Origin of the sequence: Paenibacillus arenilitoris (assembly GCF_014705655.1) — a bacterium.
Lineage (GTDB): Bacteria > Bacillota > Bacilli > Paenibacillales > Paenibacillaceae > Pristimantibacillus > Pristimantibacillus arenilitoris.
Genome location: NZ_JACXIY010000008.1, coordinates 128,382 through 145,127, shown reverse-complemented (window position 1 = coordinate 145,127; position 16,746 = coordinate 128,382). Strand labels below are relative to the sequence as shown.

Sequence of the window (16,746 nt, the reverse complement as noted above, 5' to 3'; positions counted from 1 at the left end):
GAAGACGAATCGAGCTAAATTAGTGAGGTTTACCTCATCCATTAGTGAGGTTGCCTCACTGTCCCTCGAACGCAAACTTCTGGAGTGTCTTGAGGCGAACAAGAAGCACAATTTCGACGCACATGCACGAGCCGAGAGAACAAACGGAGCATCCAACAAGCCAAGCTCCCCTGCCATACCAAAAAACAGGCCCTCCGCACGATCAAAAATTACCGTGCGGAGGGCTTGTTCGTCTATGTTAACCCTGAGGGATATATTGGCGGATATCGACGCCCAGCGCATCCGACAGCTTCATGCCGAACTCGCGGTCGGCGCGGAAGAAGTTGCATATGGCGCGCAGCCTGATGTCGTCGTTCGTCTGCTTCAGCTCGCGGGCGACGTTGGCGATCAAATTCGCCCGCTGCCGCTCGGACAATGAACGGTAACGCTCGCCGGCCTGCGTGAAATCGTCGGTTTTGTCGATTTTGCGGCGGCCGGCCGTCCCTTGTAGAGGCACATGGGAATCGGCATATTCCGGAGCTTCCTTCGGGCTTTCGGACGAGCTGTTCGGCTCGTAGTTCACGGGGGACGGATCGGTCTTCATCGTCATGGCGCCGTCCCGCTGATGGTTGCGAACGGGCGCGTACGGGCAGTTTACCGGAATGTGCAGGTAGTTGGCGCCGAGGCGATACCGCTGTGTGTCCGGGTACGAGAACAGGCGGCCCTGAAGCAGCTTGTCCTCGGAAGGCTCGATGCCCGGCACGAGCGCGCTTGGCGAGAATGCCGACTGCTCGACCTCGGCGAAGTAGTTGACCGGATTGCGGTTCAGCGTCATCGTGCCGGCCTTGTGCAGCGGGTACATATCCTCCGGCCACACCTTCGTCGGATCAAGCGGATCGAACGCGTAACGGTCGACATGCTCGATCGGCATCAGCTGAACATGCAGCGCCCATTGCGGGAAGTCGCCGAGCTCGATCGCATCGTATAGATCGCGAGTCGCGTGGTTGAAATCATTGCCCTGCATCTCGCCCGCCTCCTCGGCTGTAAAATTGCGCACGCCCTGAAGCGACTTCCAGTGGTATTTCACGTAGGTCTGCTTGCCTTCCGCATTGCTCCATTTGAAGGCGTGCACGCCGAAGCCGTCCATTTCGCGGTAGTTCGCCGGCGTGCCGTCGTCGGAGAACAGCCAGGTCAGCATATGCGTCGATTCCGGACTCAGCGTCATGAAGTCCCAGTATCTGGCCGGATCCTGCAAATTCGTATGCGGCGCCGGCTTCAGCGAATGGACCATGTCCGGGAACTTCATCGCGTCGCGGATGAAGAAGACGGGCAGGTGATTGCCCACGATGTCGTAGTTGCCTTCCCGCGTATAAAACTTAACCGCGAAGCCGCGCGGATCGCGGGACGTCTCCGGCGAGCCCGTTCCGCCGATAACCGTCGAGAACCGGACGAACACCGGCGTTTCCGTGCCCGCCTCCTGCAGGAAATGCGCCTTCGTATGCTCCTTCATGCTCGCCTCCGTCCGGAACACGCCATGCGCGCCCGCGCCCCGGGCATGCACGACCCGCTCGGGAATGCGCTCCCGGTCGAAGTGGGCCAGCTTCTCCAGCAGATGATAGTCTTCCAACAATGCGGGACCGCGCTGCCCCGCCGTGCGGGAGCTTTGATTATCGCCAACCGGCGAGCCTTGATTCGTCGTTAGGATGTTTTCCATGTTCAGCACCTCGATGATTAGATTATATATTTAGACTTGATCTAAATTCTATAAACCAATCATACCGGATGGGCAGACAACCGTCATGAAAACCCCATGAACGAAACATGAATGTTTCATGAAGCACAACAGGCTGAGCGCTTGACTTACGGCGAATGCCGGCGGAGCGCTGTGCGGACGCCGCACCCTTTACCGGTCGCGTTCATCCGCCAGCCGATAGCCGGAACCGCGCACGGTGACGATGTATTTCGGCGAAACCGCGCTGTCCTTGAGCTTCTTGCGCAAGCTCTTGATATGGGCGTCGACGAGGTTGCTGCCTCCGTAGAACTGCAGCCCCCATACCGTATCGAGCAGCGATTCGCGCGTCAGCACGGAGCCGTCGGACGTAATGAAATGGAGCAGCAGGTCGTATTCGGTCTTCGTCAGCTCGACCCGCTGGCCGCTGCGGTCGACCGTCATTTTTTTCAGATCGATGCGGATATCCTTGAACGCCCGAATGTCGTCCGAAGGCGCGCCCGGCGCCGGCGCCGGGCGGTTCATCAGCATGCGGTTGATCCGCTGCAGCGCCTCCTCGGGCTTCGCCGGCCATACGAGCAGCTCCGCAGCCCCGAGCGACGCGCTTTCGCGGGCATCGCTAGGTGGCCGGTCCGTCAGGAGCAAGACGGGAACGCCGTGCTCCCCGGCGGACCGCAGCAGCTCCTCGCCGGCCTGCAGCGTATTGCCTCCGGACGGATGCGCGACGGGAATCGCGTCGTACACGAGCAGCTCCGGCTGCAGACTCTGCAGCATGCCTTGGTTGAAATCGTGGAGCGAGAAGACGTCGAAGCATTTCGCCGACAGCGCGACGAGCAGCCCCTTCACCCGCTCGGGCATCGGGCTGATGATCATGACCCGCTGGGTCAAGGAGCAGAGCTGCATGCCGCCGCTCTCCTCCGCCGCGCCGTCGTAGCCCGCCGGCTCATGGAGATCGAGCTTGTTGCCGATCAATTCAGAAGCCGCGCCGTTTAAGACCGTTTCGCTTTGCATGACTCGCACACCCCTTCCAGCACGACCTGCGCGTGCTCGATCGTATAGTTCGTCTCGCCTGCCACCCGCTCCAGCCATCCCTTCGGCAACTCCGCCATCACCTCGTCCACCCTGCCGCAGCCCGTGCAGACGATGTGCTGATGCTCCTCCGTCCTGGCGTCGTACCGGCTTACCGCCTCGCCCAGCTTAAGCTCGCGGATCAAGCCGGCGTCCGTCAAATAGCGAAGCGAGTTGTACACCGTCCCGTACGCGAAGTTAAACCCTTTATCCCGCAGCCGGTCGATTACGTCAGCCGCCGTCGGATGGTCGTGCGCATGCTGCACCACCTCGTAGATCGCTTTGCGCTGAACCGTCAAGTTAATTTTGGCCACTTGGCATCATTCCTCTTTTATATAAATGACTTTAGACTAAGTATAAATATAGAATAAAAATAGGTCAACCTCATCCGCGGGAATGAAGCTTGACCTCTTGCGCGAATATCCGGTTAACCTTCGCTATCCCGGCCGCCCCATTTCTGCACCCATTTCTCCATTTCCTTAAGCGCCGTCTGGAAGTCGCTTCCCTTCTCGGTCAGCGAATACTCCACCGTCACGGGCACCGTCGGATACACCTGGCGGCGGACGAGGCCGTTCTTCTCCAAATGGCGGAGCGTATCCGTAAGGGACTGCGTCTTAATGATCGCTATTTTCTTCTTCAGCTGGTTAAAACGCGCCGGGCCGGCCAGCAGCTCGTCGAGCACGAGAAAGGCCCACTTCGCTCCGAGTATGAGCAGCACTTCGCAGATGCTGGATCCCTGCGTCTCCTTCAGGGCATTATTCTCCGCTTGTTCGGGCAAGCGATCGCCTCCTTACAATGACAAAAACAAGTCTTACTTCCATTATCGATTCCATCTCTTTCCCCGTCAATTCTCGATAAAAGATGATGTCGAACCGTCATAATTTTTTCATCAAACGAATAATCTGAATATTTACAAAATTCTAATAAAAGAGTATACTTAGCCTATACCAAACGAAAGGGGATAGTCCATTGAAGTAGGTTAGCGAAGCGTGTCCCACTAATTCGGAAAGGAGTTCCGTATAGAAGCTTATCGGACATGCGGGAACCGGGGCGGAATGTTGCGAATGTCGGCGGCATCATACGGCATACTTACGGAAAGGATACAAGAATTAAGCGTTTAGAAGCGGATTGGAGCGTTTGAATAAATTGAATAGCCGGTTAACAAGTATGTGAAGGGATTTCGGTTATCGTCGATAAGCGGAATCCCTTTTCTCATGCCGTTCAAAGGATCGGACTGAGCAGCCTCGATACCGATTCCTTGAGGCGGTTCATCAGCGGGCGCGCCGCGTAGCGCTCGGCGGTCAGACGGCTGCAGTAGACCGCGTCCTGTTCAAAAATGCGTTGCAGCTCCGCCGCCGTCTGCGTATCATAAATAAACGCATTCATTTCGAAATTGAGCTTGAAGCTGCGAATATCGAGATTGGCCGTTCCGACCGATGCGATCTTGCCGTCGATGACGAGCGTCTTCGCGTGGAGGAAGCCCTTCTCGTACAAATAGCATTTCACCCCGCCGGCCAGCAGTTCCCCCAAATACGAATGCGTCGCCCAATAGACGAAGAAGTGATCCGGCTTGCTCGGCAGCATGATGCGGACGTCGACGCCCGACAGGGCCGCGATCTTCAGCGCCGTCATCAGGCTCTCGTCCGGCACGAAATACGGCGTTTGCAGGCAGATCGTCCGCTTGGCGGCGTAAATCATTTTGATGTAGGCATCTTTAATTTGCTGGTACTCCGTATCGGGTCCGCTCGCGACCAGCTGCATGCCGATCGGGCCCGGATTGTCTCTAATAATCGGAAAATACTGCTCGCTGAGCTCGATTTTGCCGGAAGCGGCGAGGTTCCAGTCCATGAGGAACTGCGCCTGCATCTGCAGCACCGCGTTGCCGCGAACCTTCAGATGCGTATCCCGCCACTCGCCGAAATGCTCGTTCAGCCCCAAATATTCGTCCCCGATATTGAAGCCGCCGATATAGCCTGCCTTGCCGTCGATAATGACGAGCTTCCGGTGATTGCGGTAGTTGATTTTCAAATTCAAGTACGGAATGCGGGACGGGAAGAACGCCGCCTCCTTGCCGCCGGCCTCCCGCAGCTTTCGAAAGTATCTTCGGGGCAGGCTGGAGCTACCGATATGATCGTACAAAAATTTGACCTCGACGCCCTGCTCCGCCTTGGCGGCCAGCGCCTTCACGAGCCGTCTACCGAGCTCGTCGTCGCGGACGATGTAATAGACGAGGTGGATGTGATGCTCCGCCTCTTCGATATCCTTCAGCAGCGCATCGAACTTCTGGTTGCCCTCGGTAAAAATCTCGACCGCGTTGTTGCTCGTGAACACCGCGTAGCTCGAGCGCAAATTCATGTAGATCATGTCCTGGTAATCGTGCATCGCCGGATCGTTGAATGCGAGTTCGCGGTCCCGCAGCTGGCGCATCTGCCTCTCCACCGTATGCTCGATGATTCGCTGGCTGTCGCCGAGCAGCTTATACAGCTTTCGCCGGCGAATCTTTTGGCCCAAGATCAGATACAGAATGAACCCGATGACCGGGATGAAGAAGAGGACCATGACCCACGCCCAGGTCGTGCTGGCGTTGCGCCTCTCGAGGAAGATGACGGTAACCGCCAAAAAAATGTTCAGGAGCGTAATTAATGCGTATGCGTTCTGCATAATGGCCATTCGTATAAGAGCACCTCAGTCGTATGTCGAAGTTAATGCGATCATACTCTATGGACGAAGTATGTTCAAGCTTGAAAATATGCTACAATTCAGCGTAAACGGACAAGGCGCCGCAAGCGCCGCCGCGCGGCACAAGCTGCCGGCCCGTTCGCTTGGAGCGAACCGTAAACGGACGCCGCCGTCCCCGAACGGCGCAAGCCCGTTTCACGATATAAATCAGACCCGCAGGGAAGGCATTGGAGGAACGAAGATGGACATTAGAAAGCTGCGGCTGGACGAGAAGGCGCTCGGCACGTTTAGCGAGGAGCGCGACGAATACGAGAGGGATTACGCCCGGCTGATCCAATCCCCCGCCTTTCGGCGGTTGCAAGGCAAATCGCAAGTATTCGGAGCCGGATCGGGCGATTACTACCGGACAAGGCTCACGCATTCGCTGGAGGTATCGCAAATCGCGCGGGAGGTCGCCCGCCGGCTGGGGAAGCAGTACGATTTTCTAAGCCGCAAGGAGCATCCCGGGCTCGTGCTCGACCCCGCGGTCGTGGAAATCGCCGCCCTGGCGCATGATCTCGGCCACCCGCCGTTCGGCCATAAAGGCGAGGAGGTACTGAACCGGCTGCTGATGGAGGAGCACGGCATCCCGTACGAGGGCAACGCGCAAAATTTCCGCATCCTCATGTTTCTGGAGAAGCGCGCCGGAAGCGGCAGCGGGCTCGACCTGACGGCGGCCGTGCTGCTGGCCGTCAACAAATACCCGTTCGGCCTCGACGAGCCGGGCCGGCTGAAGGGCGTGTACCGGACCGAGTGGAGCGAGATCGAGCAGCTCCGCCGCGCGTGGGGCATGCCGATCGGCTGCTCGACGCTCGAGGCGCAGCTCATGGACCTGTGCGACGATATCGCCTACTCCACGCATGATATCGAGGACGGCATCCGCGCCGGCAAAATCCAGATGAACCGGACCTTCTTCGAGGACAACCGGCTGATCGACCATCTTGTGCAGGAGATCGTCGAGGATAAGGGCAATACGAGCGTCGGCTGGGGAGAGGTCGACATTCCCGCGATGGTGAAGCGGGTGCTCGCGCAGTATTTGGAGCAATGGGAAGCGTTATATATGGGCTGCGAGCGCGAGCCGTCCCGGACGCGGCGCGAGATGAAAGCGCGCTGGGTCAGCATCTTCGCCGGCAAGGTCGGCATCATCGACGACCCGGCCACCGGCTGGAAGAAGGTTACGTTCGTGAACAACGGCCAGCAGGACATCGATCTGCTGCGGACGATGGAAATTTTGAAGAAGCTCGCGTGGGTGACGCTGATCAAGGACTTCCGCGTGCAGCGGCTGCAGATGCGAAGCGAGATCATGATCCGCCGGCTGTGGGACAGCTTCAAGGTGCCGGATTACGGCAGGCTGATCATTCCGCCGGATTGGATCGAAAATTTCGAGCTGCACCGGAACAAGTGGAACTGGCCGCGCTTCGTGGCCGACTACATTTCGGGCATGACCGACGCTTACGCCGAGAAGGTGTACGCCGAGCTGTATGCCAGCAAGTCCGGCTCGATCTACGAGATGGACTAAAGAAAAGCCCGGCGGCCGCACGCGATTAGATCGCGCGGCTGCCGGGTTTTTTATGGTTCAAGTGTAAAAGGCTGACGCCGTCTTTTGGCGGCATAAGCTCGTTTTGCGATGAAATATAAGCAATTTTATAAGTGCAAAACTTATAAATTCTTATATTTGGACAAACAATTTTCCTATGAATCTATCTCTAATTGTTGGGGTATGAAAGAGTAAGAGGATAAATTATTATATATGCGAGCGCTTTCTTTAGTGTCGTATAAACGATTAAAGCACTTTAATATCATCATTCAGGGAGGTCTCTATGTGTACACAATCAAGTTCCAAAGCATGAGAAAGAGGTTACTTCCAATCGTATTATTTATTGCAATCGCTGTCATGTCTGCTGTACCGGGCGGTATGGCCGCAAGTGCTGCAGACCCTTATTTGCCGCCGGGGGGTGCGGATTGGAACAAGCTGCGCGACATTACGATCAACGGGTTCGGATGGGGTTTCGGCAGCCAAACGATAAGCGAAACCTACTTAAATCAGCAGGCATTCCGAATTTCCACTACAGAATGGTGGGCAAGTCAATTTACCGTAAACGGCTGGCAGACGATTGACTTTTCGCCCTATTACGAGAACGGCACGCTTGAATTCGATGTTGTCGGACAAGCGGGGGGAGAAGGCTTCGTTATTGGCTTTCAAGATGTCGTTCATGAACGAATGGTGGACGGACAATTTTATAAGGACCAGGACAGCAATCCGGAAGAGACGAGACAAGACGCTCTCTCCGCCAACATAAACACGTATGTTCCGGTTACCCAAACATGGACCCACGTATCGATACCGCTCAAAACGATTTTTGACAGCAACCAGCTTTTTGATAAGAAGCAGGTTCAACTTTTGAAGTTGTCCGCTGTAGACGGCGAGCCGATAACCTTTTGGATCTCGAACATGAAGATCGTATCGCCGGACAAGGAAGTTTCCGCCGCTCCGATTAAAGTCAATCAGGTAGGTTATCCGCTGGGCGGCGAAAAATACGCATTGGTCAGCGGGTATTACAATGAATTATCGGCCGATGTCGGCACTGCTTTTGAGGTTAGGCGTCAGTCGGATAACAGCATTGCGCATTCCGGCACATTATCCCTTGTGGAGGCTTACGATTCTTTATCCGGGGAGAAAGTTTTTAAAGCCGACTTTACAGTGCTGAACGAAGAGGGCGATTTCTACGTAACGGTTAGCGGCGTAGCCGCACCGTCTGTGCCCTTCACGATTGGAAACGGTATATATGCCGGATTGCTTAAGGATGTACAGAAGTTCTTTTACTACCAGAGAGCGAATGTAGACCTTGAGGCCGCTCACGCCGGAGAATTCGAGCGCATTGGAGCGCATAAGCAAGACAATAACCTTCCGCTTCAATCAAACCCGTCTGTTACGAAGGATGTTTCCGGCGGTTGGTGGGATGCCGGAGATACAGGGAAATACGTTACCGCAGGCGCAACCGCCGTGTCCGATCTATTGTGGGCTTATGAATTTTATCCTGACCGCTTTACCGACGGACAATTGAATATCCCGGAAAGCGGCAACGGCATTCCGGATTTACTGGACGAAATTAAGTTTGAAACCGACTTCTTGTTGAAAATGCAGCACGCAAACGGCGGCTTCTACTCTTATGTGAATCGGGATCCTGCACCGAACCGATTCATTATGGACGGAGACGGCACCCAGATCCCGACAGTGATGACGGCGAATACGGCAGGGATCCTTGCACATGCTTCCGTGGTGTTCAGAAGTGTACCTGAACTTCAGCCGTACGCCGAAGTTCTGCTGGAATCAGCCAAGAAAGGCTGGACGTATCTGGCGGCCAATCCGCAGGTCATCGAGCAACCGTCTGGACCGTACAATGATAACGTTGACCAAAACGATCGCTTCTACGCAGCTGCAGCGTTGTATAGAGCAACCGGCGAAGCGCAGTACGGCGATTACGTGAAGGCGAACTATACGGCTTTTGAAACTATTTTTTCGAATGAGACCTTCTCCCACGGCATTAACGGTATGGAGATGATCGGCTTCTATCATTACTTGAGCGCAAGTGCTCCCGATGCTGCCGTAAAGTCGTGGTTCACGACGAAGTTTACGAACTGGAAGAATAAGGTCATTGAAACGACGATGGGCGCAGTATGGGGCAATTCTACAAATGAAGGGTTTTACTGGGGTGCCAATTCGAACGTAGCCAGCGTTCCGATGAGTTTGGCGATCGGGAGCCGGCTTACAGACCAATACGATGCTCAAACGGTGAAAAAACTCGCACAGAGCAACCTCAACTACTTGCTTGGCATTAACCCTCTGCAGTTGAGTTACATTACCGGTGAAGGCGAGCACCGTATTCACAAGACGCACCACACGATTTACATGAGTGACTTCATCGTCGAAACGCCGCCAGGCTACATGGTTGGCGGTCCGAACAATTGGCGTGCGAAATTCCCGGCAAAAGCCTATAATGAGTCGACGGTAGACTGGGAAACGAACGAACAAGCGCTAAACTACAACTCTCCGTTAATCTTCCTGACGGCGATCTTAAGCGACCAAGCGGTAACCGGTGTAAGCCTGGATAAAAGTGAAGTTGCACTCACAGCGGGAACGAGCACCAAGCTGGCGGCGTCGGTAACGCCGGCGAATGCCGATAACCGGGCGGTATCGTGGTCGTCCGACAACGAGGCGGTTGCAACGGTTGATGCGAACGGTGACGTTAAGGCGGCAGCGCCGGGCACGGCCCGAATTACGGCTACAGCGGTCGAGGGCGGCCAAACCGCCGCGGCAGTCGTGACGGTCACAGCAGCAGCGGTAAACAAAGGCACGATCAAAATCGATGCGTCCGCGGACAACAGCGGCACGGTAAATGTGAAGGTCAATACGGCGACGCTTAAATCGGCTATTCGCAGCGCAGCCGGCCAGACGGTTACCGTCAAAGTGAAAACGGCCGATAACGCCGGCAAGGTCAATCTGCTTCTGCCTGTACAGCCGATCGTAACGGCGCGCGATATCGAAGTGCGCAACATCAAGCTGGACATCGGAGCGGCAGCCGTCACCGTCAATTCGAAGATTCTTTCGAACAACAAGATGAAAGCGGCGGACACCATGCAGCTGTCGATTGCCAAAGTCGATGCATCCGCGATCCCGGCGGGTATCGCCGGTAGTTCCGCATACGATTTCAACATGAGCGTGGACGGAAAACAACTCTCGGCGGTCAAAAGCAGCGACGTTAGAGGGGAAATCGCTTATACGCTCAAGCCGGAAGACAAACCGAGCAAAGTTGCAGTCTGGGAGATCGACGACGCCGGCAACATCGAAGCTGTAAGCAGCTCGAAGTATAATGACGCCACGGGCAGAGTCGAATTTAAACCGGACGGATTCGGAACATTCGCGGCCGGTTATCGGGGCTATGCCCAGGACGAATAGATTTATCGCGGGGAAGATCGGCCGGGACGAAACGTCCCGGCCGGTTTTTTTAATCGCTCCCCGCATTCGAATCCGCGCCAGCGGCCAAGTCCGTTATATAGTCGAAGAAACGGTCCGGGTCGACGTCGTGCACGAGACTGACGGGCCTTCCGCCCTCCGTCTCGACCGTGCGCCCCTGGCTCGGGCCGTCCTTGATGACGGCGCTCCGCACGGTCCGCGTCTCGACGAGACCGGGATTGCCGACGACGGCCGTCGTCAGCACGTCCCACAAATAATAGGTCGAATTCGTCTCCATGTAAACGAGAGGCGGACATGCCGCGTAGCATTGGCCGACGAAGTCGAGGCCGACATGCCTGCGCAGCAATGCCCAGCGGGCGCGAATCTTCGGCGTGAGCGGCACTTTGTTCGTGCTCTCCAGCGCGACCAGCAGAATCGGGATGCCGCTCTCCCATACGCGCGCCGCCGCTTCCGGATCCCAGAACGCGTTCCATTCCGCCGTGCCGTCGTGCTCAGGCTCCAGCACGTTGCCTACGTCCCGGAACGTGCCTCCCATCCACACAAGCCGCTCGATGTTCGCCTCGATATCCGGCGCCTCGTCGAGCGCGCGCGCCAGATCGGTCAGCGGGCCCGTAAAGAGCAGCGTCACCTTCCGGTCCGACTCCCGAATCCGCTCGATCATATGCCGGTGTGCAGGGATCTTGGCTTCCTTGGTCAGCATCGTCCCCGACTCGTTCAGGATCGGCAGCGCGTCGACGAAGAAGGTATGCATCCGCCACTCCGCGGGGAACGGGTTGCGCCCCCTGGAGTTCGACCTCGCCACCTCGACATTCGCATGACTCGCCGGCTTTCCGAACCGGTCGATAATTTTCCGGCTGGCATTGACGCCGGGCTCCAAATAACCGTCGGCGGGAATAACGGATACGCCGATCAGCTCCACGTCGTCCATTTGCAGCAGCAGAAACAACGACACGAGATCGTCGACGCCCGCATCGTGATTAAAATAAAGCTTCATGGACACGGCTAACCCATCCCTTCGTAAGTATAAAACGATATATCGATTGTCTATCCTAAAGCCAAGGAGGTGAGAAACCAATGGCTAAAGACGTATTGTGCGAAGTGAATTCCTGCAAATACTGGGCGGCTGGCAATCTCTGCGCCGCTACCTCCATCTATGTCGTGAGCAACCGCGGCAAGCAAGCGAGCAACTCCGAGGAGACGGATTGCAAAACGTTCGAACCAAAGCTGTAACGAAAGGCTTCACCAATAGAAAGCAGCGCAAGCTTTTCGCCGAACCGATCTAAATTGGCTTGCGCTGCCCTATGGCTTGTCTTATTTTGCAACCGGAACGGCGTCGTAATACTCTTCGAGCGTCTCGCCGCTCTCCGCGAGCTCCGAGGCCAGCTCCTCGCCTACATACCGGATATGCCATGGCTCGTATTGGTAGCCCGTAATGTCCTCTTTGCCATCCGGGTAACGAATGATAAAGCCGTACTCATGCGCGTGCGAAGCCAGCCATTCCGCCTCGTCCGTATCCGCGAAGCAGTCGTCCGCCGCGCACTTGCCGTCGCTGCCGGAGACGTCGATGGCGAGCCCCGTCTCATGCTCGCTCGTGCCGGGATATGCGCTGTACGTTCTCGCTTTCACCAGGCCGTCCCGCTTGACGTAACGCTCGAACAGCGACTTCTGCGTGCTGTGGGAACGGTACGCCGATACGCCGGCAAGCAGAATGCCGTCCCCTTCCGCTGATTCGAACATTTTCTCCAGCGCGGTCGCCGCTTCCTTGCGCAGCATGCGCTTCTCGGTCTTCTCCGAGAAGATAAACCGGACGTCCGGGTAGACCAAATCCGTCGGATTGTAATCCTCCGGCAGCTTATTCTGCTTGTTGACCAGCACGCCGATGCTCGCGGGCTCCGCGATGACGGCGATGCCGTCCTCCGTCGTACCGGTGGAGGGTTGCCCTTGTCCTTGTCCTTGTCCTTGTCCTTGTCCTTCGCCCGAAGAAGGCTCGTCCGCCGGCTTTCCGGCTTCGCCGCCGTTCGTCGGCGCTTCCGCCTGCTCGTCCCCTTCGGATCCGCCGGCCGGCGCTTCGCCGCCCGCGTTCCCTCCGGCAGCCTCCTCCGCGGCGCCCGAGCCCAGCTCGCCCTGCGTCTCTCCGCCGGTTGCGCTACTTCCGCCATCCGCCGCCGACTGCTTGGGCGGAATCGTCTCCGAACCGCTCGATTGCACGACGGCGTAACCGATCACCATCGCCGCGCACACCATAACGAATAGCAGAAACCTTCTTCTTCTTTTTTTCATGGGAGTCCTCCACCTATTGTATTTACATATATTTCATGTCATGATTATGGTCTAGGCCAGGCGTCCCTCAAAATCGGACTAATTAATAGACTACTAAAACCGCCGCAATGTTTCAATCGGGACGCCAAAGTTTATAATTCTAATAAACCGGCGTTACCGCCCCGCTGGTCCTGAAGGTGCCTTTTGCCTTTTGACAACGGCCTGCAATTCGGAGCATAATGGATATGACTTCAGCGTACGTATATATTACTTCAGGCGGGCTGGCTGGCTCTACTAGACGGCCTGTTTTTGCTGTGAAAGGAAGGCGATCATGTGACGTTCCTAACTCCCAAACGACTGCTCGGCACCAGGCCGATCCTGTTCTTCTCGTTCATCATGCTGCTTAAGAGCTATTTGGCGTGGATGGTCATATTCGAGGACGGGTTTTCCTGGACAACTATTCTGAAAGAAATTCCGTTCGTTCTCATCGTATATTGTTTGATAGAGTGGTTCGCTTCCAAGCGCAAGCTGCTATGCTATTTGATAGCCAATCTGGTCATGACGCTGATTCTGTTCGCCGTCATTATGTATTATAAGTACTACGGCGTCATCGTAACCTATTTGGCGCTGCAGCAGGTGAATCAGGTAACCGCGGTCAAGAACAGCGTGTTCTCGCTCATGGACCCGTATTACCTGCTTATCTTCCTCGACATTATTATTATGGCCGTTATTTTGTTCCGGCCGAAGAAAGCTCTTAATTGGAAGAAGGAAGGCTCGAAGAAAGAGAGCAAGCGGCTGGTCGTCGCGCTGTTCAGCGTATCGGTCGCCCTGTGCCTGTTCAACATTTTGCCGAACCGCGCCAGCATGAACGAGATCGTCAAAGCGGAGCAAATGGGCATTCTCAACTACGAGGCGTACATGATCTTCTCCAAGAAAGAAGTGGACTACGTCGATCCGAACCAGATCACGCAGGACAAAATCGACTCGGTCAAAAAGATCGAGCGGCCCGCCGAGCCTCAATTGTGGCAGAAGGCGGCCGGGAAGAACGTCATCATCCTGCAGATGGAGTCGTTCCAAAACTTCCTCGTCAACCTGAAAATCGACGGGCAGGAAATTACGCCGAACATCAATAAGCTCGTCAACGAAAACTACTATTTCAAGCACTTCTACCAGCAGGTCGGCCAAGGCAATACGTCCGACGCGGAATTCGTCGTCAATACGTCGTTCTACATCCCGCCGCGCGGCGCGGCCACGATGGAATACGCGGACAAGGAGCTGCCAAGCTTGCCGAAGCTGCTCAGTGCGCACGGCTACGACACGACGACCTTCCATACGAACGTCGTCGAGTTCTGGAACCGCGGCGAGCTGTACAAGGGGCTCGGCTTCGACCGTTATTACGATCAGAAGTTTTTCGGCACGGACGATACGATATTTTTCGGTTCCTCGGACGAGCGGCTGTACGCCAAGACGGCGGAGGAGCTCGACCGCATGCACAAGTCCGGCAAGCCGTTCTATTCGCACGTTATTTCGATGACGGCGCATCATCCGTTCACGATTCCGGAGAATAAATACAAGATGACACTGCCGGAGCGTTACGAAGACACCTTCGTCGGCGATTACATCCGCTCCCAGAACTATGCGGACTACGCGCTCGGCGTGTTCATCGAAGATCTAAAGGCGCGCGGTATCTGGGACGACAGCTTGATTCTGCTGTACGGCGACCATCTCGGCCTGCCGATCTACTCCCTGGACCGCGAGGACAAGGAGCTGATGGCCGAAATATACGGCCGGGAATACGGCTACACCGATATGATCAACATTCCGCTCGTCGTGGCGTCTGCCGGCCTGACGGAGCCGAAAGTATTCGACCAGCTGGGCGGACAAGTCGACCTGCTTCCGACAATCGCCAACCTGCTCGGCATCTCGCTCGAGGATCATATCCATTTCGGCCAGGATTTGTTCAACCAGACGTACAATGTGCTGCCTCAGCGTTATTATTTGCCTTCCGGTTCGTTCTTAAGCAGCAAGGAGCTGTTCATGTCCGGCAGCGGCTTCGAGGACGGCAAGCATTATTCGCTCGCCGGCGACGGCGTAACGGAGCAGGAAGCGACCGAGGACGAGTACCAGCGCGCGCTGGAGCTTCTGAATCTGTCCGACAGCTACGTCAGCCAGCTGCCTAGCTGGAAGAAAGAGGAGAAAGAAGAGTAAAGAAGGCTCACCCGATGCGGCAACCGTTTGCCGCTCGGGCGAGCCTTTATTTTTTTGACCGTCAGACGCTCTTCACCGCTTCGAGCACTTCCTTCACGTGGCCGTCTACGTCGACAGAGCGCCACTCCCGGGCGAGCGCGCCCCTCTCGTCGATCAGGAACGTGGAACGCTCGATGCCCATAAATTCCGCGCCGTCGCGGCTGCGAAGCTTCCATACGCCGAACAGCTCGGAGACGGCATGGTCCGTGTCGGACAGCAGCAGGAACGGCAGCGAATGCATGCCGACGAACTGCTCGTGCGACGCCAGATCGTCGGGGCTTATCCCGACGACCTCCGCGTTATGGGCGGCGAACTCCCCGTTAAAATCGCGAAAATCGCACGATTCCGCCGTGCAGCCCGGGGTCATGTCCTTCGGGTAAAAATAAACGACCAGCTTCTTGCCGGCATAATCGGCCAGTTGCACATCCTTCCCGTTCGAAGCCTGCAGCTTGAAATTCGGCACTTTGTCCCCTACGCGAATCGGTGTTTGTCCCATTGTCAATTCCCCTTTTCCCTATTCGATTGGATTAATGAACGGCGTCTTGCAGCTTTAAGCCTCGTTGGTTTCGTAGAACAGCGCTCCGCCCGTAACGAACCGCCGCGCTTTCTCCGCATCGTCATGCAAGCCGAGCGCCAGCATAAGCTTCATCAGGGCCGCCTCCGCCGACATCTTCTCGATGACGATGGCACCCGCCTCGATCAGCCGGAGCGAGGACGAATACAGCGCGTCCGTTCGATCCCTGACCGGGCAAATGTAGAAGTCGATGCCGAGCGAGCGGCAGCGCTCGATGAACCGCGGAAGCGAATACGGGCCGTCCGGCGCCGCGCACGCGGTGCCCGAGTGATGCAGATCGTGCAGCACCGCCTTCGGCCGGCGGGCCGAGAAGTCGTAATACGAATAGTTCAACCCCGGGTAAGGCTTTATGTATACGATGCCGTCGTCGATGCGCAGCGTGTCCGGCTTCCAATCCGGCTGGGCGGGCGGCCGCCGGCTAAGCGACGCCGGACTCGGATTGCCGGGATGGTCCCGCCATTCGAACCGGCGGTCCTTCATCATCCCGTATGGCACGCCGTACGGGCTGCCGAATTGATCGGTGAACGACACCGCCTGCGTCATTCTCGTCCCCAAATAAACGAGCGGCTCGCCGAGATCGTTCTCGTAGACGGCAAATACGCCGGGCAACTCTTCGTCCGCCGCGTAATCGATCGCGTTCGCGAAGTTGCGCAGGCCGTTGCTCCGCTCGTCGGCTATGGGATAGTTGCTCGCCGTCAGCACGATCGGCATCCGCGTATCCGCGAACAAATAGCTGACCATCGCGGCGCCGTAAGCGAGCGTGTCCGAGCCGTGGGTGACGATCACGCCGTCGTACTTGGACCGGTCGACGTCCCGGATGGCCGCCGCCAGCGTCCGGTAATCGGCGGGCGTAATATTTTCGCTCAATAAATTCAATGGCTGCGCCGTATGCAGAACGATATCGTCCCGCCGCATGGCGCTCTCGTCGTAGGCGTCGATCAGCGCGTAGGAGCCCGACTCGTTTACGTCGATGCCTGCTCCTTGCTTTCTGCTGCCGATCGTACCGCCGGTAAATAGAATTAAAAGCTGCTTCACGAATCCGCACTCTGCCTTTCTTCCCGAATCTTGCCGCCGCAAACGGATCTATAGGAATATCCTTATCGTAAATGCGAGGAAGCAGCCCGGTCAAGGGCCGCTCGCTCTATTCAGGGTTGCCCTCCCCGCACGGGTTAATACGGAAGAGCGGCCGGGTCGGAC

At 56.5% G+C, this 16,746-nt stretch carries 13 protein-coding genes; 4 read left to right on the top strand and 9 right to left on the bottom strand.

Features of this window, described 5'->3' with window-relative positions:
- Positions 1-238: 238 nt before the first annotated feature.
- From IDH41_RS06845 to cls, 5 genes are all read right to left on the bottom strand, one after another.
- Complete coding sequence (locus IDH41_RS06845; protein WP_317890688.1) at positions 239-1,693, bottom strand: catalase; 1,455 nt, start codon at positions 1,691-1,693, stop codon at positions 239-241.
- 189 nt (positions 1,694-1,882) lie between these two features.
- Positions 1,883-2,719, bottom strand: a complete 837-nt coding sequence (locus IDH41_RS06840) for a winged helix-turn-helix transcriptional regulator (protein ID WP_190859456.1) — start codon at positions 2,717-2,719, stop codon at positions 1,883-1,885.
- Positions 2,698-3,090, bottom strand: a complete 393-nt coding sequence (locus tag IDH41_RS06835; RefSeq protein WP_190859454.1) for a Fur family transcriptional regulator — start codon at positions 3,088-3,090, stop codon at positions 2,698-2,700. The genes IDH41_RS06840 and IDH41_RS06835 overlap by 22 nt, the downstream gene beginning before the upstream one ends.
- A 113-nt stretch (positions 3,091-3,203) precedes the next feature.
- Entirely contained in the window at positions 3,204-3,554 is a 351-nt protein-coding gene (locus tag IDH41_RS06830) for a winged helix-turn-helix transcriptional regulator (RefSeq protein WP_223829501.1), read from the bottom strand.
- 443 nt (positions 3,555-3,997) lie between these two features.
- On the bottom strand, positions 3,998-5,446 hold the full coding sequence (cls, locus tag IDH41_RS06825) for a cardiolipin synthase (protein ID WP_190859452.1): 1,449 nt from the start codon (positions 5,444-5,446) through the stop codon (positions 3,998-4,000).
- A gap of 250 nt (positions 5,447-5,696) precedes the next feature.
- Here cls and IDH41_RS06820 point away from each other — a divergent pair, with 250 nt between their 5' ends.
- Together IDH41_RS06820 and IDH41_RS06815 are read left to right on the top strand one after the other, a co-directional pair.
- Positions 5,697-7,013: a deoxyguanosinetriphosphate triphosphohydrolase family protein gene (locus tag IDH41_RS06820; RefSeq protein ID WP_190859523.1), complete on the top strand. Its 1,317-nt coding sequence runs from the start codon at positions 5,697-5,699 to the stop codon at positions 7,011-7,013.
- Between the two features lie 303 nt (positions 7,014-7,316).
- A complete protein-coding gene (locus IDH41_RS06815) occupies positions 7,317-10,451 on the top strand; it encodes a glycoside hydrolase family 9 protein (protein WP_317890687.1) in 3,135 nt (1,044 codons plus the stop codon).
- A gap of 49 nt (positions 10,452-10,500) precedes the next feature.
- Here the strand turns inward: IDH41_RS06815 and IDH41_RS06810 are convergent, their stop codons facing one another.
- Positions 10,501-11,463: a nucleoside hydrolase gene (locus IDH41_RS06810; protein WP_190859521.1), complete on the bottom strand. Its 963-nt coding sequence runs from the start codon at positions 11,461-11,463 to the stop codon at positions 10,501-10,503.
- An 80-nt stretch (positions 11,464-11,543) separates the two neighbouring features.
- Between IDH41_RS06810 and IDH41_RS06805 the strand changes: the two genes are divergently transcribed.
- On the top strand, positions 11,544-11,699 hold the full coding sequence (locus tag IDH41_RS06805) for a DUF1540 domain-containing protein (RefSeq protein ID WP_190859450.1): 156 nt from the start codon (positions 11,544-11,546) through the stop codon (positions 11,697-11,699).
- 81 nt (positions 11,700-11,780) lie between these two features.
- On the opposite strand, the gene IDH41_RS06800 is transcribed toward IDH41_RS06805, so the two are convergent.
- Positions 11,781-12,749: a M15 family metallopeptidase gene (locus tag IDH41_RS06800; RefSeq protein ID WP_223829500.1), complete on the bottom strand. Its 969-nt coding sequence runs from the start codon at positions 12,747-12,749 to the stop codon at positions 11,781-11,783.
- A 312-nt stretch (positions 12,750-13,061) separates the two neighbouring features.
- On the opposite strand from IDH41_RS06800, the gene IDH41_RS06795 reads away from it, so the two are divergent.
- The gene (locus tag IDH41_RS06795; RefSeq protein ID WP_317890686.1) at positions 13,062-14,936 is read left to right on the top strand and encodes an LTA synthase family protein; all 1,875 of its coding nucleotides are present in this window, start codon (positions 13,062-13,064) and stop codon (positions 14,934-14,936) included.
- A gap of 61 nt (positions 14,937-14,997) precedes the next feature.
- Here IDH41_RS06795 and bcp read toward each other — a convergent pair whose 3' ends face one another.
- Positions 14,998-15,471 carry a thioredoxin-dependent thiol peroxidase gene (bcp, locus tag IDH41_RS06790; protein ID WP_190859448.1) on the bottom strand — a complete coding sequence of 158 codons (474 nt, stop codon included), beginning with the start codon at positions 15,469-15,471 and terminating at the stop codon, positions 14,998-15,000.
- Between the two features lie 54 nt (positions 15,472-15,525).
- Positions 15,526-16,584, bottom strand: a complete 1,059-nt coding sequence (locus IDH41_RS06785) for an asparaginase (RefSeq protein WP_190859446.1) — start codon at positions 16,582-16,584, stop codon at positions 15,526-15,528.
- Positions 16,585-16,746 lie beyond the last annotated feature (162 nt).

What these genes read in the sequence shown, in the direction of transcription:
- IDH41_RS06845 (WP_317890688.1), bottom strand. Translation starts at nt 1,693, where the DNA reads ATGGAAAACATCCTAACGACGAATCAAGGCTCGCCGGTTGGCGATAAT.
- IDH41_RS06805 (WP_190859450.1), top strand. Translation starts at nt 11,544, where the DNA reads ATGGCTAAAGACGTATTGTGCGAAGTGAATTCCTGCAAATACTGGGCG.
- IDH41_RS06820 (WP_190859523.1), top strand. Translation starts at nt 5,697, where the DNA reads ATGGACATTAGAAAGCTGCGGCTGGACGAGAAGGCGCTCGGCACGTTT.
- bcp (WP_190859448.1), bottom strand. Translation starts at nt 15,471, where the DNA reads ATGGGACAAACACCGATTCGCGTAGGGGACAAAGTGCCGAATTTCAAG.
- IDH41_RS06810 (WP_190859521.1), bottom strand. Translation starts at nt 11,463, where the DNA reads ATGAAGCTTTATTTTAATCACGATGCGGGCGTCGACGATCTCGTGTCG.
- cls (WP_190859452.1), bottom strand. Translation starts at nt 5,446, where the DNA reads ATGGCCATTATGCAGAACGCATACGCATTAATTACGCTCCTGAACATT.
- IDH41_RS06840 (WP_190859456.1), bottom strand. Translation starts at nt 2,719, where the DNA reads ATGCAAAGCGAAACGGTCTTAAACGGCGCGGCTTCTGAATTGATCGGC.
- IDH41_RS06800 (WP_223829500.1), bottom strand. Translation starts at nt 12,749, where the DNA reads ATGAAAAAAAGAAGAAGAAGGTTTCTGCTATTCGTTATGGTGTGCGCG.